This is a genomic window from Trichocoleus sp. DQ-A1, assembly GCF_039961955.1.
In the GTDB taxonomy this organism is placed as follows: Bacteria; Cyanobacteriota; Cyanobacteriia; order Cyanobacteriales; family FACHB-T130; genus FACHB-T130.
Genome location: NZ_JAMPKE010000010.1, coordinates 24,856 through 43,347, shown reverse-complemented (window position 1 = coordinate 43,347; position 18,492 = coordinate 24,856). Strand labels below are relative to the sequence as shown.

At 46.7% G+C, this 18,492-nt stretch carries 19 protein-coding genes; 15 read left to right on the top strand and 4 right to left on the bottom strand.

Features of this window, described 5'->3' with window-relative positions:
- The first annotated feature begins 46 nt into the window (after nt 1-46).
- On the top strand, nt 47-580 hold the full coding sequence (locus NDI33_RS12160) for a rhodanese-like domain-containing protein (protein ID WP_190411620.1): 534 nt from the start codon (nt 47-49) through the stop codon (nt 578-580).
- Between the two features lie 44 nt (nt 581-624).
- Here the strand turns inward: NDI33_RS12160 and NDI33_RS12155 are convergent, their stop codons facing one another.
- Nucleotides 625-2,073: a DNA cytosine methyltransferase gene (locus tag NDI33_RS12155; protein ID WP_199302389.1), complete on the bottom strand. Its 1,449-nt coding sequence runs from the start codon at nt 2,071-2,073 to the stop codon at nt 625-627.
- 484 nt (nt 2,074-2,557) lie between these two features.
- Between NDI33_RS12155 and NDI33_RS12150 the strand changes: the two genes are divergently transcribed.
- From NDI33_RS12150 to NDI33_RS12140, 3 genes are all read left to right on the top strand, one after another.
- Nucleotides 2,558-3,991, top strand: a complete 1,434-nt coding sequence (locus tag NDI33_RS12150; RefSeq protein WP_190675098.1) for a hypothetical protein — start codon at nt 2,558-2,560, stop codon at nt 3,989-3,991.
- A gap of 86 nt (nt 3,992-4,077) precedes the next feature.
- A complete protein-coding gene (locus NDI33_RS12145) occupies nt 4,078-4,308 on the top strand; it encodes a hypothetical protein (RefSeq protein ID WP_190429772.1) in 231 nt (76 codons plus the stop codon).
- Between the two features lie 10 nt (nt 4,309-4,318).
- The gene (locus NDI33_RS12140; protein WP_199300373.1) at nt 4,319-4,588 is read left to right on the top strand and encodes a hypothetical protein; all 270 of its coding nucleotides are present in this window, start codon (nt 4,319-4,321) and stop codon (nt 4,586-4,588) included.
- On the opposite strand, the gene NDI33_RS12135 is transcribed toward NDI33_RS12140, so the two are convergent.
- Complete coding sequence (locus NDI33_RS12135) at nt 4,580-5,221, bottom strand: DUF4262 domain-containing protein (RefSeq protein WP_190674834.1); 642 nt, start codon at nt 5,219-5,221, stop codon at nt 4,580-4,582. The two genes, NDI33_RS12140 and NDI33_RS12135, sit on opposite strands and share 9 nt — an antisense overlap.
- Nucleotides 5,222-5,569: 348 nt before the next feature.
- Between NDI33_RS12135 and NDI33_RS12130 the strand changes: the two genes are divergently transcribed.
- Complete coding sequence (locus tag NDI33_RS12130) at nt 5,570-5,764, top strand: hypothetical protein (protein ID WP_190429779.1); 195 nt, start codon at nt 5,570-5,572, stop codon at nt 5,762-5,764.
- 130 nt (nt 5,765-5,894) lie between these two features.
- Here NDI33_RS12130 and NDI33_RS12125 read toward each other — a convergent pair whose 3' ends face one another.
- Entirely contained in the window at nt 5,895-6,320 is a 426-nt protein-coding gene (locus NDI33_RS12125; RefSeq protein ID WP_190429778.1) for a late competence development ComFB family protein, read from the bottom strand.
- Nucleotides 6,321-7,052: 732 nt separating this feature from the next.
- Between NDI33_RS12125 and NDI33_RS12120 the strand changes: the two genes are divergently transcribed.
- The 6 genes from NDI33_RS12120 (at nt 7,053) to NDI33_RS12095 (ending at nt 11,947) form a co-directional block, all read left to right on the top strand.
- Nucleotides 7,053-7,604: a hypothetical protein gene (locus NDI33_RS12120; protein ID WP_190411623.1), complete on the top strand. Its 552-nt coding sequence runs from the start codon at nt 7,053-7,055 to the stop codon at nt 7,602-7,604.
- An 18-nt stretch (nt 7,605-7,622) separates the two neighbouring features.
- Complete coding sequence (locus tag NDI33_RS12115; RefSeq protein WP_190532174.1) at nt 7,623-8,168, top strand: RNA 2'-phosphotransferase; 546 nt, start codon at nt 7,623-7,625, stop codon at nt 8,166-8,168.
- Between the two features lie 71 nt (nt 8,169-8,239).
- Nucleotides 8,240-9,448: an AAA family ATPase gene (locus NDI33_RS12110; RefSeq protein ID WP_190432469.1), complete on the top strand. Its 1,209-nt coding sequence runs from the start codon at nt 8,240-8,242 to the stop codon at nt 9,446-9,448.
- Nucleotides 9,449-9,487: 39 nt separating this feature from the next.
- Complete coding sequence (locus NDI33_RS12105) at nt 9,488-10,288, top strand: DUF5677 domain-containing protein (RefSeq protein ID WP_190674832.1); 801 nt, start codon at nt 9,488-9,490, stop codon at nt 10,286-10,288.
- 24 nt (nt 10,289-10,312) lie between these two features.
- Nucleotides 10,313-11,281 carry a hypothetical protein gene (locus NDI33_RS12100; protein ID WP_190674828.1) on the top strand — a complete coding sequence of 323 codons (969 nt, stop codon included), beginning with the start codon at nt 10,313-10,315 and terminating at the stop codon, nt 11,279-11,281.
- A gap of 24 nt (nt 11,282-11,305) precedes the next feature.
- A complete protein-coding gene (locus NDI33_RS12095) occupies nt 11,306-11,947 on the top strand; it encodes a ThiF family adenylyltransferase (RefSeq protein ID WP_190674826.1) in 642 nt (213 codons plus the stop codon).
- 409 nt (nt 11,948-12,356) lie between these two features.
- On the opposite strand, the gene NDI33_RS12090 is transcribed toward NDI33_RS12095, so the two are convergent.
- Complete coding sequence (locus tag NDI33_RS12090; RefSeq protein WP_242033087.1) at nt 12,357-13,187, bottom strand: DUF1206 domain-containing protein; 831 nt, start codon at nt 13,185-13,187, stop codon at nt 12,357-12,359.
- A gap of 174 nt (nt 13,188-13,361) precedes the next feature.
- Here NDI33_RS12090 and rppA point away from each other — a divergent pair, with 174 nt between their 5' ends.
- The 4 genes from rppA (at nt 13,362) to NDI33_RS12070 (ending at nt 18,490) form a co-directional block, all read left to right on the top strand.
- Complete coding sequence (gene rppA, locus NDI33_RS12085; RefSeq protein ID WP_190411629.1) at nt 13,362-14,054, top strand: two-component system response regulator RppA; 693 nt, start codon at nt 13,362-13,364, stop codon at nt 14,052-14,054.
- A 92-nt stretch (nt 14,055-14,146) separates the two neighbouring features.
- A complete protein-coding gene (gene rppB, locus NDI33_RS12080) occupies nt 14,147-15,502 on the top strand; it encodes a two-component system sensor histidine kinase RppB (RefSeq protein ID WP_190674823.1) in 1,356 nt (451 codons plus the stop codon).
- Between the two features lie 364 nt (nt 15,503-15,866).
- Complete coding sequence (locus tag NDI33_RS12075) at nt 15,867-16,571, top strand: DUF305 domain-containing protein (RefSeq protein WP_190674820.1); 705 nt, start codon at nt 15,867-15,869, stop codon at nt 16,569-16,571.
- A gap of 272 nt (nt 16,572-16,843) precedes the next feature.
- Nucleotides 16,844-18,490 carry an efflux RND transporter periplasmic adaptor subunit gene (locus NDI33_RS12070; protein WP_190674817.1) on the top strand — a complete coding sequence of 549 codons (1,647 nt, stop codon included), beginning with the start codon at nt 16,844-16,846 and terminating at the stop codon, nt 18,488-18,490.
- Nucleotides 18,491-18,492 lie beyond the last annotated feature (2 nt).

The window sequence follows — 18,492 nt, the reverse complement described above, 5'->3', positions numbered from 1 at the left end:
TTTGATTAAATTTCCATTGAAGAGATCAATTACTTAGAGTTTTTTTATGAGTGACATTCAAAACAACATTGAAGGCGCTAAAGACAAAGCCGTAAGTGGCGTTGAAAGCGCTAGTGCCAAGGTTCAAGACACCATTTCTAAGGCAAAAGAAGCCCTTCCAGATATTACTCCCACCCCACCGGGAATGAAAACGCAGTCCAGCGTGAATGACCTGAAATCCCGTCTGGAATGGGGCGAGCCAGCTTTAACAATTCTCGATGTGCGCGAGCGCGGTGCCTTCAACGAAGGCCACATCATGGGAGCCATGTCCATGCCGATGGATGAATTAGTAGAGCGTGCGAAAACTAGCCTTCGTCCCGCCCGCGATATCTACGTCTATGGCGACAGCGACACCGAAACCTCTCGCGCAGCTTCCGAACTTCGCTCGGCTGGATTCCAGTCCGTGGCTGAACTCAAAGGCGGTTTTCCTGCATGGAAAGCGATCGCGGGTCCTACAGAAGGGGCTGCTGAATCCCAAAATCCTCCAGGAGCACCGGGATACAATCCTGTCTCTGCAACCAAGAGTCAGGTACAAAAGTAGATTTAGCGATTTGTCAGTCGTCAGTTCTCAGTAGTGGGTTGCAATCAACCATGACGATTGACGCTTATCCAATAGTGAGCCGCGTCCCACGGGTTAAACCTCACTAGCTCGATATCACCCAAATTTATCGGCTGTTGTGGCATGGGTGGTCTGATCCCTAAGGCAGCAATAACTTGATACCCGACGGCTCTTGCCAGTTTTGGCGGCACGGCGTTTCCAATTTGTCGAAACCCGTGCCATTTTGTTGTGTGGAAGCGGAACCAGTCAGGAAAAGAGTGCAGTCGTGCCGCCTCGCGGACTGAAATCACTCTGGGATAAGTTGGATGAATCGGACGGGGAGAGGTATAGCGACCGCCTCCAGAACCCGTACCGGCGCGTAAGGTATGGGACAGCGTATCCCAATTCAACCGTCGAAAGCGACTCACCGATTCTAGCTGTCCGGGCACTGTTTTCTCGAACCGTTCAATCGAAGCTGCCGTGTGTTGGGTTCGCAGAGAGCTAGTCAACAGATGAGGATTGACTAGCCGGGGATAGGCGAAATTATTCGGTTCGGGTGCAATCCCCATTAAGTGCTTTGCATAGATGCTGGCTAATGTCTCCATCTGCTCTAGTTGTAGCTGCTGTAGCAAGACTTCATCGGTTGTCAGGAGTTCGGGAAAATCATCTAGGTTGGGGAGATCGGCGATCGCATCCTTCACGGTCACTCGAAAGGATAAAGAGTGCAGGCTCAAAGGATTCTTCTTTTTGCCTCTTTTCTTTGGCAAGGAAGTCTTTGGCAAGGAAATATCGGGGAATAAAGTATCCGGGAATAAAGTATCCGGGAATGAAGTATCGGGGAAGGTTGTCTTAACGCCCTTACCTGCGACAAAACCTGCGACAACAGGATAAGACAAAGGCACCTCCCCGGCACGAGTTCCTAATAAAAATAGCCTTTTCCGATTCTGCGGCACCCCAAAATCCGCCGCATTTAATACCTGCACGGGTTCGGTGATGTGGTACTCAACGGATTTAAACGCGCTCTTGAGCTGTTCCAGATAAATCGCGTGTTCTTTCTGAGCAATGCCGGGTACGTTCTCCATGAGAAAGTAACGGGGTTGCAGTTCAATGACTAATCGACAGAAATGCAATACCAAATCGTTGCGCTCATCGTCGAGACGCCGCTTGCCCATTAAAGAGAACCCTTGGCAAGGGGGTCCCCCAATTGCTAAATCGATTTCACCATTCCAAGCGGGTGCGGGTGGGGAAACCCCGCTGGTACCCTTGTGCAATGCCCATCTCTGTAACGCTTTTCTAATCGCTTCAGCGGATAGCGTCCTGGCATCGGCACACAAAACCTGGGTATGGGGAAAGTTAAAGGCGTGAACGGCTGCGTGAACGGGGTCAACTTCAACTGCCACCGCTACATCAAACCCAGCCTGCTCAATCCCTAAAGAAAATCCACCCGCACCCGCAAATAAATCGACCGCAACCGGACGGCGATAGAAATGAACCATCCCCATACAGGTGTTCTGACTTGGTAGAGAATTTGTATTCTATCGTCAGTCTCTAAAGCGCAAAAATTTTTTTCCAGTCTCTTGACGGTATTGTATTACTTTTGTAGTATATAGAAGTATCTGATTTTGAAGCCATCTGCCAGTAACCGTGGAAGCGAAACCGACGCTTTTAGGCGACGTGACTTTATCTCCAAGAGCAGACGGCACTTATATTTTTCTGCTCCGCGCCCAGATGAGTGAAGCATACACACCTAGGGTTCTGGTTGTCATGGGTTCAAATCCCATTCTCTCCAATTGGAGATGTAGCTCAGTGGTAGAGCACCAGAAAAAGTGAAACGGCTTTGCCGACTTGCGCGGAGCTTATAATTTCCAATTCTTCAAGCGTTCGCCCCGTATCCAAACCGAGAAAGCTTACATACTTATTTCCAAAGTAACCAAGAGCTTTCTCAACTTGTACGGGGTGACTTATATCGAGGTGATTCCTGTGCAAACAGCCGAGCGCGACTTGCGTTTAGATATGTTAAATAGTCTGCTAACCACGCCTCACCGGGAGCTAGAGAAGGTGAGTGAAGTTCACAGGACGATGGTGGAAAGCGACCCCATCTTCTACGGACATTTAGCAGTCTGGTATCAGCGCAACGGGGATGTCCGCGACCACAAAGAGGTATTTGTGGGGAGTTTGCTGAGCAGTAGCTTAGGGGAACACCGCGATGCTGGTTATGTGCTTTTGCAAGAGTTTCCGCCATATCAAGTTGCGCGGATTGTAGACTTTTTGAAGCAACACCGGGGTAAGTTGCCGCGTTCTACTCGGACTGCGGTGCGGCGCTATCTGAAGGAACGGGAGAAAAATCCTGTATTCTTCGATCGGGCAGCGCTCCGGGCACGGAGTGCGATGAAGCACCTGTATGCTAGCTTGCATATTAAACCGAGCGATCGCGCGGATGCAGTGTTATTCAAGGACAACCCGCCAGAAGATAGTTTAGCCTTTGCGCTAAAGCTGATGGCGATCGCATCTTCACCCTTAGAGCAAGCGCAACTGATTGTAGAACACAAAATTCCCTACACAGTTGCCGTGGGAGCCATCAAACAAATGACCCCCACCGTGCTAGTCGCGCTGATTAACTCCATGACACCACAAGAGGTGATTAACAACCTCAAGTCACTGCAATCTCGCGGTGCGATGGGAAACCCCCAGGTAAAAGCACTCATCGACGAGAAATTGGAGAAAGCGCAAGGAGATGTCCGAGTAGCAGCTTTAAAGGCGCGTGTAGCAGCAGATGCGGCAGAATTAGACGCCGATACCGCTGCACGGCTAGAGCGCGTCATGGACGAACAGGTGAAAAAGCGTGGCAAAATTGCCAAACCGACTGCCTTATTAGTCGATAAATCTAGCTCAATGGAGAGTGCCATCGAAGTCGGAAAGCGCATTGCCGCTTTAATTTCCGGTATGGCGGCGGCAGATTTATTCGTCTACGCTTTCGACACCATGCCTTACCCCGTCAAAGCGACTGGGAACCAGTTGAGTGACTGGGAACGGGCATTCCAGCACATCAAGGCAAACGGTGCCACCAGCATCGGTTGCGGGTTGGAAGCGATGCGCCTAAGAAAGCAGCTGGTTGAGCAAATCATCCTGGTGACGGACGGAGGAGAAAATAAAGCTCCCTACTTTGTAGAAACTTTCGACGCCTACAAGCGCGAGCTCAAAGTAGAGCCAAGCGTCCTCATCGTCAAAGTAGGTTATTCCTACGATTGGTTAGAGCGCAAGTTACAGGAAAAACAGGCGCAGATAGATACTTTCACCTTTGCGGGTGATTACTACTCGTTGCCGAACTTGATGCCACTTTTATCTCGTCCTTCGCGTCTAGAGTTGCTGATGGAAATTCTGGAGACACCTTTGCCAGTCCGGGATGACAAGTAGGGGTAGGTTTTAAAAAACTTACCCTGACAAAAAAAGTAGGGTGGGCAGTGCCCACCCTACGCTGGACTGCATAGGTTTCGCTATCGGTGAAATATATCAACGATAAATGTAGATTTGCCGCTAGTGGCAAATCCTTGCCAAAAATATATTCATCCCAAAAAGATGCCATGAGCGAAATACAGACAGCGTACAAAGTGGTAGCCCTTGCCGTATGGCAAATTGCTGGCGAAGAGCATCCCGATGATTTAGCAATATTAAAACGAATTTTTCGCGTTAAAGCAAAGGGAAAAAGAATTCAGACTTATTTCAAATTTTAATAAATTTGTCATGAGCATTTTTAAAGTAGAAATAGTCAAAATTAATAGCGCCAATCCTCACCCAAATGCAGACAGATTAGACATTTGCACGTTTGAAGGGATGGCGTATCAGGTTATTACCGCCAAGGGTAATTTCAAATCTGGGGATTTGGCGTTCTACTTTCCGATTGATAGTATTATTTCCGAAAAGTTTTTAGATGAATTGAGGATTCGTCCTTATTACTCTAAAAAACTACGGGCAGTTACGGCTATACCAAGCAAACCCTACAACTCAGGTTAGCAAGGGTTGAGCTTGAATTGGGCGGAACCCTTCTTCCCAAGGCCAGCGGTATTCTTTGTCTTGCCAAATCATCTGGATAACAGGATAGTGGAGACCTCCGTTAAACCAGGAAGCCCAGCAGGTGTATTCTGTTTTTGCCTTGTTACTACAAAGTTTAAATTGGAGCTGATAACCGTCAGCAAGTACGCCATCCAAAGGAGTATCCAGAGGCGGGGCATTCCCCTCGGCAATTTCTTGAGCGTATTCGTTAATCAGTCCCCCTGAAACGCGATTAGGAAGCCCTACACATAAGATTTCTGGGTGTTGAAAGTTATACCAAAGTCCAATTGAGTATGTGAACTCTGGTTCGTCATCTTCTTCATTTGGATAAACGCCCATCAAGTGGCAATTATGTGGACTGTACAAAACATTATCGATTACAGATCCTTCGGGGGTATCTTCAATTGTTGTTATTGCCGACATCCAAACATCAGGGGCAATTTCTTTCCCTTGAGCATCGTTAAACAAGGCAGCGGCTTGAACAAATCCGTTATTAATCAAGGCATCCGCCAGGAATGATGTGGCTTTGAGCCGTTCTCCAGCGACCAGATATGTTTGTAGGGTTTCTAGCGCTTGCTCTCTACTGAGTGTCATAGTGTCTATTTTTGAAATGGAGTCACGCTGACTTGGGATGGAGGATTGCAGATTGCAGAAGTCTCAGCTCAAGTATAAGTTTAGCTGACTTGTTTTTAGCTATTTCATCGCGTATGACACAATCTAACTTCTACGAGCAGATGCAGCTATCTTACAGAGAAATTGCTTGGTGGATACGCCTTTGCGCGATCGCTAGAGCCAAAATTGGTACAGAAGAGCGATCGCTGTTTTGAAGACAGATAAGACGCGATCGCTACCTCCTCCGCAAAGACGGTACTGAGTTGCATTAGTCAATATCAAATTTATGGCACGGTATATACGTGTAGGGGCACACGAGTGTGCGCTCTTATGATTAGAAAAATAGAAACCTACGATTGGCTGGAGCGTCGGTTACAGGAAAAACAGGTGCAAGTAGATACTTTCAGCTTTGCGGGTGACTACTACTCGCTGCCGAATCTTATCCTGCTTTTGTCTCGTCCTTCGCGTCTAGAGTTGCTAATGGAAATTCTGGAGACACCGCTACCAGTACGGGATGATAAGTAACTGCTCAAAGAATGTAGTTGGGTTGAGCGTAAGCTCAACCCAACTATAGAAGGGGTATTAGATTTCGTTACCTTAATCCAACCTACTAATTAAATTTAAAGTGGGACTTGGCTTGTCGTTATGGTAAAAATTATGGTCTATTGATGTAGGCGATCGCTTCTGTGACTTGCTGGGAAATCAGTTGTTGGAGTTCGTCTCTGGCACGTTGTTGCTGATACTCGGCACCTTCTTTTGTGGTGGCATAGAGAGGGGGCACTCTATTCAAGACATAGGCAACAATATCTCTCAGCTTCTGGATGCAATCGCTTGTGGCTTCAATTTCCGCCAACTGTGCGAGCGCCTCTTTTTGCACCAACTCTTCCATCACGTTGACGATCCTTTTACCCAGATAGGTTGGCTCAAACTCTGCTCCAGTAGGAGGTCTGCGTCGCGGAGGTTTTGGAGGCTCGCCTGAATCAAATTCAGTCAAGGGTGTTGCATCATCAACAAATGATTCAGACAGATAATTTAGCGTAGCTAAAGGATGATTTGATGGTCGGGAATTTGGATTTGTCATATAGCTCATCAGTACCAATGCTTCATTTTTAGCGCGATCTCTTGTAGGGTGGGCATTGCCCGCGAAAATCCCGACATCCCTACACAGAGTAGAATGGCATTGCCCACCAACCCAAGCTTTTATATTAACTTCACTTGACTTAGATCGATGCTTCCAGTTTGAGCCAAAAATTACCTGGCAAGCAATGCCCGCCATTCAGTTCAATCAAAGGTAAATTTATTTTTTACTCAAGATTTTCCAGATGAGTTTTAGAAAATCTAATTAAAAGTCATAGTGCCTTATTCACTGCTTCATCACTTGGAAAAGCCTTAGCAACATTGGGTGCTAGCAATACTAAGTTAGTGCTTTGTTTGTAACGTTCAACATACTTCCCCTTGACATACCCATGCATTTGAGCGCTGTCGTATTCAGCACAAAGTTCATCATCAAACTCGGTGTTAATTTCCTTCTTTATTAAACCTTTGTTCTCTGCGCGTTGCTTCTTTTGCAGCGATCGCTACCTCCTCGGCAAAGACGGTACTGAGTTGCATTAGCCAAATATCAAACTCATTGCACGGTAATGCAGTAGGGGCACACGCCTGTGCGCCCCTATGATTGGGAAAATAGAAACGATCGGGAATCTGCCACAACCATCCTGTAGTACCTTATAATACAAATATTCAATTTCCCTTTCTTCTTTCCCACTCAGGACTCAAGAGGCGATTCATCGCGTCTCTACACATTTAGCCCTCAATGCCGCTTTTTGTAAAAAGTCGCCGCACATCCCTGGATACTTTGCGTAAACGCTATGATGCAGCAACGATTCTCGACGTAACTTCTCGCAGTACCGAACCTTGGGTTCGCTTTAGCCCTTTTTATCCGCATGGTGGAATTCCCGTTCCTTTTTCCCCAGGACACTTCAGCTATACCGTTGAAGGAATTTGGCAAGGATTAAAAGTTTTTGAGTCTGCGGATGTAGATCCGGGCAAACTAGCGATCGCTAATATGAAAGGGATCAAGCGCACGACACAAACTTTCGGCAAGGTTCTAGGGCATCGTGCAGGCTTAACCGGAGACAAATTATTGTCCTATGTAGAAGCGCGTCGTGCCATCTACCTACCATCGTATAAATGGGTACTAGAGAACCGCCTTCAGAACCTACTTGCGGAACTCAAACAGCTAAGTGCAGACCAAACAGTATTGTTATTAGATTATGAAACAAACTGCGATTTAGACGATTTATCGAGTCCTTTATCCCACGCAGGATTGGTCAAGCGATATTTAGAAGATGACTGGTATTGTTAAGCTAAAAAGAGCGACTTAATGAATAATTCTCGCTTAGTTAAAATTAGCAAATATCTCAGCAAGCATCTTCGGCATACTCCTGAAGCCATTGGTCTTGAACTTGCACCTGGTGGCTGGGTTGCTGTCGATGAACTTCTAAAAGCGTGTGCAGATCGTTCTTTTATGCTTACTCGTGCTGAACTTGATGAAGTTGTTGCTAAAAATGACAAAAAACGCTTTTCTTTTGACTCAACAGGTACCTTAATTCGGGCGAATCAAGGACATAGTACAGAAGTTGATTTGCAGCTAGAAGCCGTTGTTCCTCCAGATGTGTTATACCACGGTACAGGACACGGTACCGTCGAATCAATTTTGAGTACAGGACTGTGTAAAATGTCGCGGCACCACGTCCATCTATCGAAGGATATTTCCACTGCAAAAACTGTCGGCGCACGACATGGTCGTCCAATAGTTTTTGCTGTAGATGCGGCGGCGATGCACAAAGTAGGATATGAATTTTACTGTTCTGAAAATGGGGTTTGGTTGGTGGATTGCGTTCCAGCCGAATACTTGCAACAAATTTAATGGCAGCTTGGAAAAAAATTAAGCGCATTACTTTCTCATCATTCCATCACAAAGCAAGAAGAACTGAAACTATGGGATCGGGATATTTCGGAAACGACGAAAGCAATCCAGGCAACAAAAACCCGCAAGCTAAAGGCTTATTAGGTGCAGGTTGGCGACCCTTAACTCGGCAGATAGACTGGGGATTTCTTTGGCATTTAGTGTTTAACGATTCCAAAGAGCTAAGCCAGAAAACTTTGGGTTTAGCAAGCGACATTGCTGATGCAATGGGTCGCAACGAATATACTTGGTGGGCAAATATTTTAAATGTATTTTCTGAAAGTACGCGATATGAAGTTGATGAATTCTGGAATTATATTACCCCAGATCCTCCAACTCCAGATTATCGCTTCCAAGACGTTTTAAGTGTTGATTCGCCGGTGATTCAATTTGTCAGTCGTAACAGCATTCCCATTGAACACGTCCTCAACCGGCTACAGGAAATAACGATTTTCAAAATTCTGGAATTATTGGGTCGTCCAGATATGATTACCCAGTATTATCTAGATCGATATTTTTATTTTCCGGTAGATCGATTTGTTAACTGGGAACGTCTCGATATTATTAACACGGTTTATGCCTATTGGCCTCAACAGCAAGCTTGGCTAGAAATTGAAAATTTAGATCGGGGACGACGACGCTATACCCTAATGGCGAAGGAACTAGCGCCACTGATCAATAAAGCAACTTTCAATCTTGCAGTGATGCTGAGTGGCTACCAAAGTCGTGTAGGAAAAATTCACGGCGAATTTCCAATTCGGTCGTTTCCCGCTGACATTCAAAGTTTTACCGATACGGTACAGCAGGCAATTCTCGACCAAAGTCAGTTGGCGGTTCTCGTCCACGGAGATCCGGGTACGGGGAAAACTGCTTGGACGCAAGCTGTAGCACAAGAAATTCTCGCGCCTCTCGGATATGTGATTTTTATTCTGGATCACGATGCGGTTGAGAATTTTGTGCCGCCAAGTTACTTAGAGCGAATTTGTCTAATTATCAACGAAGCGGATAATTTAGCCAAAAATCGCGCTTCTGAAGCTGCTCAAAATAATAATAAGACGGAGCATATTTTGAGCTTACTGGATGGAACATTGTATCAAAGCGTAATTGATGATTCGGGAATTCATACGAAGCAAAAGTTAGTGGTTTTGATGACTTGCAATACAACTGAAAGATTAGATCCAGCCGTTTTACGCAAGGGAAGAGTTGATTTTACCTATGAATTCGCTCATCGGTTTGTGTAAATCCATAAAAAATCAAATCAATAGAGCAAAGGGTTTTGTGTGAAAAATCCCGTTTTGTCTACTACACCGGAAATAAAGCAAGCGTCAAAATTTTTAGAAGAACTTGTCAGCAAATTAACAAACGTAGCGTCTGACTTTATAAAATTTCAGCCAACAGAGAAATGTAGAGCAGATGTAGAAGCGGCTTATTTATTAAAGCTCACTATCTGTCATGTAGAAAGTGTGGTGTCTTTAGCTCAACAATATCTTTACCTTCTGCCTTCAGCGGTGGTTATTTCGCGCTCAGCTTTTGAAACTGCTATGAATGCACTTTGGATGCTAGAGCCGGAAGATCCATTTGAAAGAGAGGTTCGTTTAGTTGCCTTCATGCAAAAAGAAGAAACTGAATTCTCCGATCGCTATATAAATAGCTTGAATGCACTTGGCGCTGATACCTTAGAGAGTGAGCAGGTCAGGGACAACATCAAGCTTTTTCGCGAGGCAACCATTAGTGATTTACCACCAGAGTATAAATCATTCCCGAAAATACCCGACATTCGTACTATGTTGCGTTCGATGAATCGGGAACGCACTTACCCTTTATACCGCATACTTTGCCAATACGTACATGGAACACACGCCGTTACTTGGCGATACAAAACTGTTCTAGATAACCCAAATGAAATAGGGGAGTTCCTATCGCCAAAAGAATGGCATTCACTCTTATATATCTGCGGGTACAGTCTTGAGCAATTAGGCTGCAAATTTTTAATCAGGCTCGGACACGATCCTGAATTGGTTTTATCAGAGTCTTTTAGGCATGAATTTTGGCAAGCCATTAATAGTATTGCAACCTCATAGCTATAAAAATATAGTCCTAAAGAAATGGCAGATATTCGCAACCTCCTTAACCAAATTGCTGCACAGGAAGTGCAATTACGCGATACTCAGTTTCTCGCACCATGCGTAGGTGGGGGGAAAGTACGCGCTTCTGTAGCGGGGATGGTTTATACCTTTAAACCGCAGCCACAAAACTTTGAAGGATGGGGCATTTTTCAGCCAATGAACGAAAAAAAGGCTGAAATGGTGGAGGAAGCAAACTTGCCGCAGGTGGCGGAATATCTGCGACTGTTGAAGCCGTTGCGCCTGCGTTTGGCTTATGTGTTGGAAGGACAAACTTGGCTTGCGTACCCTGTTAACGAATCTGATATGCAGCAGCGCTTGGGTGCCGCTAAGCCAGTGCCGGTATATTTAGTTACTGAGGGTGCAGCATTTGAGCCAATAATTGCGCGTTGGGATGGCAGCGCTTGGTGGTTTGATGAACTGGATCGACGTGCCGATCCTCTGGTGGCGGAACAACTCAGAGAACAATTGAGGAATGGGACGGAAACGGAAAATCTTCGCTTTGCGGGGATGACGCCAGAGATGCGTACCGTCTATGACTTGGCGTTACAGCAGACAGAAGAATATCAACGCCGAAGGCAGCAACAACTTGAAGAAGAACGCTTGCGCCAGCAGCGACGGGATACAAGACGCCAGCAGCAAGCACAACGCCCATACAGACACTACCAAGAGGTACGGCAAGATCCGTATCGGCGGGCGATGTCAGGTGATGAAAGCCGCGTGCGCGATGCCTTGGGGATGGGTGGTGGCGAACTCGAAGATGTGCGCGATCGCGGTGACTTTTGGCAAGTCGAGTGGACAACCCGCAACGGTGAACGTCACATCTCTGCAATCGACAAGGGCGATTTGACAGTGATTAGTTCTGGGATTTGCCTAAGCGGACGCGATCGCGATTTTGACTTGCAATCCCTCGTTGGCGTTATCGAAGCGCGAGATAACTGGGACTTTTGAATTAGTCATTAGCCATTAGCAAAAATGTCTATCTTCTTTCACGAACAACTCCACAGAACATCCGCACTGATGGCGAAGCTAAAAGACTTCCCGGTGACGGTGTGCGGTGCGGGGGCGCTGGGGGCGAATATTAGCGAAAATCTGGCACGTTCTGGCTTCGGTAAGCTGGTGGTTATCGATCGCGATCGCATTGAGGAACGCAATCTCTCTACTCAGCCTTATTACCGCTCAGATGTTGGCGCTTACAAAGCTAAAATTCTCACCAATACCCTCTATCGTGCCTTGGGTGTTGCCGTTGATGGGCGTCCGAAAGAATTAACATCAGCAAACGCCGCCCAATTGCTCAGCGGGAGTACGCTTGTTATTGATACTTTTGATAACAGCACCAGCCGTAAAATTGTCAAAGATTATTGCATCAATGCAAATATTCCTTGCTTGCACGTTGGCTTAGCTTCCGATTATGCAGAGATTATTTGGAATGAAATTTACCGCGTTCCTTCACCAGCCAACGATGATGTTTGCGAATACCCGTTAGCGCGGAATTTAGTAATGTTGGCTGTTGCCGTAGCGAGTGAAGTAATTATTAATTTTGTCGCCACTGGTAATCGGGAAAGTTTTACAGTGACGCTGGGAGATTTTGCTGTCAAACCATTTGATAATTTTTGAATTGTAATTTTCACAGCTCAATTCTTGTACTCAATTCTTGGATTTAGGCCGAGAATTGAGAGGAAAAGTATGAAAAACAGCCTTAGTTTCTATTAATCAAAGAAAGTGCAGCCTTTCTGATTCGGTGCGTTACTAATTTTTCAGCTCCCAGAGCAATCAGGAAACCCCCTCCAAGACAAGCAGCTTTTGAGAGATTTCCGCTCTCAAGCACGAATCCAGAAATTGCTGCCACTACTCCTAGAACTATATATAACTGGAGCAGCCAAAGGGGTTGAAGCTTAAGATCCTTCAGTAACAACTCATCATGCTTGTTGAGCATAGGACTTAGAAATATCTGAAGTTAGGAACATACCTAACTATCTATTCAACCACCGTAAAGCCTATCTTTGCGATTACCTCTAAAAATTGACTACCTGGTTGCAAAATGGCGGTACCGCGCCTCTACGAAATTATAAATACCATAAGCGATTAAACCAAGCGCCACAATTCCTAACAACCAAGGGCCAAAAGGTTGTTGTGCCAGCGCTGCTAGCGCCCCACCTAGTCCCTGAACTTGATTAGCGTCAGACAAACGCCCCGCTTGGAGCAGAAATAAACCAATAATGGAAAAAACAACGCCACGAGCAGCAATCCCAAATCTACCCGCAAAGGTCGCCCATTTCGCCTCTTTTTCGCTCATCTGGTTGACCTTCCACTTTTTGCGGAATTTGGCTTTGTAGGCTCTGTAAAATTGATAGAAGCCCATGCCGATGACAGCGGCTCCCACAAGCCCAGTTAGAAATTGACCGAAGGGCTGCGCTAACAAGCGTGCTGTCCAGTCTTGGGAGGAATTACTATTACTGCCGCCTCCCGAACCCAGGATCAGCTTAATCGCACTCCAGGCTAAACCAGCATAGATTAAGCCGCTGCCAACCGCTCCCAGGCGCGATGCAAGACCTTTGGCATCGGTGCCTTTGTTTTCAGGATCGGCGATCGCTTCCACAAAACGCCACAGGACAAAGCCTACTAAGCCTAAAGCAACGATTGCTAGCAAGAATTTCCCAAACGGCTGCGTCACAATCGTCACCAGCGCACCCTGCGTATCGGTGGTTCTGCCGCCAGCACCAAACGCCGCCTGCGCTGCCAGCACTCCCACCGTCGCATAAACGACGCCTCGCGCCCCAAAGCCCAAACGTGCCAGTCTTTCCACCCATGTAGATGCATTATCTGGTGTCATCGGTTGGTTTGGTCTAGTCTGCATTTTTTTTTCTGCGTGGGAGCAGGTAAATTGTGGTTTGCTACCAATTTTGTAGCAATATTTACTCTTATCTACATCTACCAAAGTGCTTAAAATACTACTGTAGAGGCGCAATTTCTTTGTCCCTACAGAGTGCTACCTTGCTGATGGGTAGCAAATCGAAGAAAAAAGGGGATTATGCGGGTTCTCCTAGTTGAAGATGAGCCAGATTTAGGGGCGGCAATTAAGCGAACTCTCAGTCAAGAAGCGTATGTGGTTGACTGGGTTCTGGATGGCACGCAGGCATGGGAGTTTTTAGAAACTCAGTGGACGCAATATACGCTGGCTATTTTTGACTGGTTACTGCCAGGATTATCAGGAATTGAGTTATGTCAGCGACTACGGGGGAAAAATAATCCTCTGCCAGTATTGATGTTAACTGCTAAAGATCGGATGGAAGATAAGGTGGCTGGATTGGATGCTGGTGCAGATGACTATTTGGTGAAACCGTTTGGGATGGCGGAACTATTGGCACGATTGCGAGCATTACAAAGGCGATCGCCTCAGCTTCACCCCCAACAACTACAAGTGGGAAACCTGACTTTAGATTACGGCACTCATACGGTTTGCTATCACAATCCATCGGATGACAAACAAATCATTCCTCTGACTAGCAAGGAATTTCAGTTGCTGGAATATTTGATGAAGCATCCCAATCAAATTATTACCCGCGATCAGTTATTAACTCAGCTTTGGGAATTTAGTGCAGAACCGATGAGTAATGTAGTAGCCGCGCAGATGCGATTGTTGCGGCGTAAATTAGCGGTTTTTGGATGCGATCGCTTTATCGAAACGGTCTATGGGATAGGCTATCGTTTGAATAGTTATTAGTTAGTAGTCATTAGTTTTTGGTAAATAGATAATAACCAATAAGATTTACCAATTACCAATTACCAATTACCAATTACCAATTACCAATTAACGTGAATGAAAACAAACTTTTTCAACTAACTCGTTGGCGGCTGGCAGGTTGGTATGCAGGCGTTATGGGAGTGATTTTAAGCTTGTGTGGCGTTGCGGTTTATGAAGCGATCGCGCGTGCGAATTGGGTTGCCCTCGACCGAGAATTGGAATCAGTTGCCGGTACGCTGCACGACAGTATGGAGCCAATTTTGCAGCAACCGGGACGCTTGGAACCTGATGTCCAGCAACTGTTGCCGGATATTTGTTTGGTTGGGGAAAAATGCGTTAGCCAGATAGAAAATCCCACTCGTCACACTTTGGGGGCAATTCACCAAGGCGACTACTACGTGCGGCTGCTAGATAGTTCCGGACGCCCAGTTGCCTTGGCAGGACTTCAGCCAGTGGGATTGCCAGCGGCAGATAAAGGCGATCGCGTTTCTACCGAAGAATTATGGCAAATCCTCCAGAATCGCCAAGGCACCCGTTTTCATCAAATTTCTCTATCGCTGCATACCAAAGACAATCGCCCTTGGGGATACCTTCAGGTGGGGCGAAGTCTCAAAGAATTGGACGATCATCTGACTGCCTTGAAATTTATTCTCTTACTGGGGTTGCCGGTGGCAATGATTGTTGTTGCCGGTTCCAGTTGGTGGTTGGCTGGGCTAGCCATGCAACCGATTTACCAATCTTATGGGCAAATCCAACAGTTCACGGCAGATGCTGCCCATGAGTTGCGGACGCCCTTAGCGGCAATTCAAGCAACGGTTGAATCAACGCTGAGAATGAATCAACTCAGCGAACTAGAGGCGCGAGACACTCTAAAAACCATTGAACGGCAAAATTACCGCCTATCTGAATTGGTTCGGGATTTGTTGCTACTCTCCCGTATGGATCGGCAGGCTTTGTCAATCAAATATCGTCCCGTCTGCCTCAACGATCTCGTTAGTGATGTTACAGAAGAATTATCAGCGCTAGCGATCGCTGCCGATTTGACGCTTTCTATAGATATTCGCACGCCAGAACCTTTGCACGTCAACGGTGACGAAGAACAGCTGTATCGCCTAATTTTTAACTTGGTGGTGAATGCCATCCAATACACGCCCGCTGGGGGTCAGGTGGCGGTGATTTTAGAGAGCAGCACCCAAGCACTAATTTTTATAAAAGATACTGGCGTTGGCATTGCACTTCCAGAGCAGACGCGGATTTTTGACCGCTTTTATCGGGTAAATAGCGATCGCTCTCGACACACAGGCGGTTCTGGATTGGGCTTGTCAATCGCCAAAGCGATCGCAATTGCCCACAACGGCAGCATCGACGTTCAGAGCGAATTGGGCAAAGGCAGCACATTTACGATTCGACTGCCTTTGCATAATTAAATGCACTGCTGCATTTCTTGGCTAATTTAATGCAGATGTGATGTTATTTTCACATCTTTTGGTTAGGTTGACGTTCTGTAGCAAGCCTAAATGAGTTGTAAAATCTCTCTTGCTCTCTTTTCTTCGCGCTCTATAGCGCTAACGCGCATGGCTCCGCTAGTGCGTCTTGGCGGTTCGTTTTTTCCCCAAGTCACATAGGGCTGCTATATCTAATTAAATACTTTAGATGTCTTCCTAATGACCTATCGGGATTTCATCCTAATTTCATTTTTTTGTAAAACACTGAGAAATACCTACTGCTTTCTTGAACTAACTTACAGAGCAGGAGCGAGGATAGCCAAATAAATTGATGCCCCTAAAGTCTATGCAAATTAATTCTTTTAAAAATAGTTTTTGGGCTGTCACCCTGGTAGCGATCGCCTCCATGACTGGCGGATTTCTGACAGCTTGTTCTAGTGGCTCCCAAAACCAAGACCCAGCCCCAAATGCTTCCCCATCAAATGCTGGCGGCATGGCACACATGGAACACACGGGACACGGAAGCGGCATGAATCATAGCATGGCAATGGATTTAGGGTCAGCCGATGCTAATTACGAGCTGCGGTTTATTGACGCGATGAGCGTGCATCATCAAGGTGCGGTGATGATGGCAAAAGAAGCCCAACAAAAATCTAAGCGCCCTGAAATCAAGCAGTTAGCTGACAATATTATCCAAGATCAAAACAAAGAAATTAATCAGATGACACAGTGGCGACAGGCATGGTATCCCCAAGCCAGCAATCAGCTGGTTGCTTACGGAGGTGTAGACAAATCCGTAGTTCCCATGTCAGAAAATCAACGCCAAAGCATGATGATGTCTGGGGATATGGGCGCTGCTGATGCTGAATTCGATCTGCGCTTTATCAATGGGATGATTGCTCACCATGAAGGTGCTTTAACAATGGCTCAAGATGCACTGAATAAGTCGAAGCGTCCCGAAATTAAACAATTGTCTCAACAAATTCTTGCTTCACAAAAAGCAGAAATTGAGACAATGCAGCAGTGGCGACAAGCTTGGTACAAAAAGTAATTCAGAAGTTAGTTGAAAGCAGGAAGGGGCGACAAAACAGCACCGATATCCACCTAGGGCAGGATTTCTCCCTTCCCGTGAACGGGGAGGGTTGGGGTGGGGTTCCTGATTTCATCCTAATTTCATTCTTTTGTGCAAACTTAATATCTAGATGGTGGTTTAACGCTGTTGCGGTCAGCCTCACTGGCTATTTCGGCAGTAGGTAAGTGCCCTTGCTAGAGGGCTGGAAGAAAACCTCGCTATCCCATCCAAACGCAAGGAACCCCTTAGTTATGCTTTTTTTTGCTTCCAAGCCATCTAAGGCACGCGATCGCTTATTTGGGACACTCCTGAGCCTACTCCTACTGGCTGCACCAACCTCGGTTCTCGCCCATGCTGGACATGGGGATGAGTTTCATGGAGAAACCGAAGCTAGCCAGGGAACTCCCCAAGGGATTCAAGTAGATGCCCAAACAGCAAAACGGATGGGAATCGAGGTAAAACCAGTCTCTCAACAACGGCTGGGTTTTGGCATTAAAACCACGGGTCAAATTGAAACGTTGCCCAGCCAAAAAGCGGAAGTGACAGCACCTACTCCGGGAAAAATCGTTGAGCTTCTCGTGGAACCCGGTGCAGTGGTGCAAGCAGGCAAAGTCGTCGCTGTCATCGCCGCACCCGACTTAGTAGAACTGCGCGTAGGTTCCCAGGAAAAACGAGCCGAAGCCGAAGCGGATCTGCAACAGGCGCAAGCAGATTTAAAGCTAGCCCAAGAAAATTATCAGCAATACTCGCAGATAGCCGCCGCAGACATTCAGCAAGCTCGCACTGAATTAGGAGTTGCTCAAGAACAGTATGAACGCGATCGCGAGTTGGAGCGTGCAGGAGCGTTGCCACGTCGCCAAATGCTGGAGTCTCTGGCTCACCTGGCAGAAGCCAAAACGCAATTGACCAAAGCAACCAGCCGTCGGGAAGTGCTGGAAGCCGAAGCGCAACTCAAACGCGCCCAATCAGCTGTAAAAGTGGCAAATTCCCGGATTCGCCTGAGTAATACCGCTTATCAGACGCGGCTGCAACAACTGGGAACCCGCGCCAATGACAAAGGGTTGGTGACGGTAACGGCTCCCATTTCTGGCACCGTTGCCGACCGGGAAATTACCCTCGGTCAATCGGTGGAGGAGGCGGGGGCAAAGCTGATGACCATCCTGAATAATAATCGGGTATGGGCTACGGCGAGTATCTATGAAAAAGATTTAAATAAGGTGAAAATTGGGCAACGGGTAAACGTGAAGGTTGCCAGCTTGCCGAATCGCACCTTCACAGGCAAGATTGCGATGATTGGCTCGGTTGTACAAGGGGAAACACGAGTCGTGCCAGTCAAAGCCGAACTGGATAACCCTGGTGGACAGTTGAAGCCGGGGATGTTTGCAGAATTGGAAGTGTTAACCGACCAAACTCCCGCGCCTATCTTAGTCATTCCGACTTCAGCCGTGGTGGAAACCAATGGCAGGCAGCGAGTTTACGTGCAAAATGGTACCGCCTTTGAGCCAGTTGAAGTCACCTTGGGGCGAACGATGGGAGATGTCGTTGAAGTCAAGGGAAGTTTGTTTGAGGGCGATCGCATTGTCACCCAAGGCGCAATTCAACTGTATGCCCAATCCTTACGCGGCGGCAGCTCAGAAGGCAAAAGCGAAGAGAAACAGCCTTTAATTCCAAACTCAGACACGATTAATCGGGTTTCTGCCATTCAAAACTCACTTCCTTGGTTGTGGGTTTTGCCAGCCGGGGGAGCGATCGCATTCGTTGCCTTTTGGTTAGGACGCCGCACTCAGTCGCGCCGGGTGCCTAAAACCTTAGAGGCGTTGCCTTCAATACCTTTACCCCACGAATCAGAAATTGTTAATGACTCGGCAAGCAAACAGGAAAAAGTAAAAAGTCAATAATT

What these genes read in the sequence shown, in the direction of transcription:
- NDI33_RS12160 (WP_190411620.1), top strand. Translation starts at nt 47, where the DNA reads ATGAGTGACATTCAAAACAACATTGAAGGCGCTAAAGACAAAGCCGTA.
- NDI33_RS12155 (WP_199302389.1), bottom strand. Translation starts at nt 2,073, where the DNA reads ATGGTTCATTTCTATCGCCGTCCGGTTGCGGTCGATTTATTTGCGGGT.
- NDI33_RS12140 (WP_199300373.1), top strand. Translation starts at nt 4,319, where the DNA reads ATGAGCATTTTTAAAGTAGAAATAGTCAAAATTAATAGCGCCAATCCT.
- NDI33_RS12135 (WP_190674834.1), bottom strand. Translation starts at nt 5,221, where the DNA reads ATGACACTCAGTAGAGAGCAAGCGCTAGAAACCCTACAAACATATCTG.
- NDI33_RS12130 (WP_190429779.1), top strand. Translation starts at nt 5,570, where the DNA reads ATGATTAGAAAAATAGAAACCTACGATTGGCTGGAGCGTCGGTTACAG.
- NDI33_RS12125 (WP_190429778.1), bottom strand. Translation starts at nt 6,320, where the DNA reads ATGACAAATCCAAATTCCCGACCATCAAATCATCCTTTAGCTACGCTA.
- NDI33_RS12120 (WP_190411623.1), top strand. Translation starts at nt 7,053, where the DNA reads ATGCCGCTTTTTGTAAAAAGTCGCCGCACATCCCTGGATACTTTGCGT.
- NDI33_RS12115 (WP_190532174.1), top strand. Translation starts at nt 7,623, where the DNA reads ATGAATAATTCTCGCTTAGTTAAAATTAGCAAATATCTCAGCAAGCAT.
- NDI33_RS12110 (WP_190432469.1), top strand. Translation starts at nt 8,240, where the DNA reads ATGGGATCGGGATATTTCGGAAACGACGAAAGCAATCCAGGCAACAAA.
- NDI33_RS12100 (WP_190674828.1), top strand. Translation starts at nt 10,313, where the DNA reads ATGGCAGATATTCGCAACCTCCTTAACCAAATTGCTGCACAGGAAGTG.
- NDI33_RS12095 (WP_190674826.1), top strand. Translation starts at nt 11,306, where the DNA reads ATGTCTATCTTCTTTCACGAACAACTCCACAGAACATCCGCACTGATG.
- NDI33_RS12090 (WP_242033087.1), bottom strand. Translation starts at nt 13,187, where the DNA reads ATGCAGACTAGACCAAACCAACCGATGACACCAGATAATGCATCTACA.
- rppA (WP_190411629.1), top strand. Translation starts at nt 13,362, where the DNA reads ATGCGGGTTCTCCTAGTTGAAGATGAGCCAGATTTAGGGGCGGCAATT.
- NDI33_RS12075 (WP_190674820.1), top strand. Translation starts at nt 15,867, where the DNA reads ATGCAAATTAATTCTTTTAAAAATAGTTTTTGGGCTGTCACCCTGGTA.
- NDI33_RS12070 (WP_190674817.1), top strand. Translation starts at nt 16,844, where the DNA reads ATGCTTTTTTTTGCTTCCAAGCCATCTAAGGCACGCGATCGCTTATTT.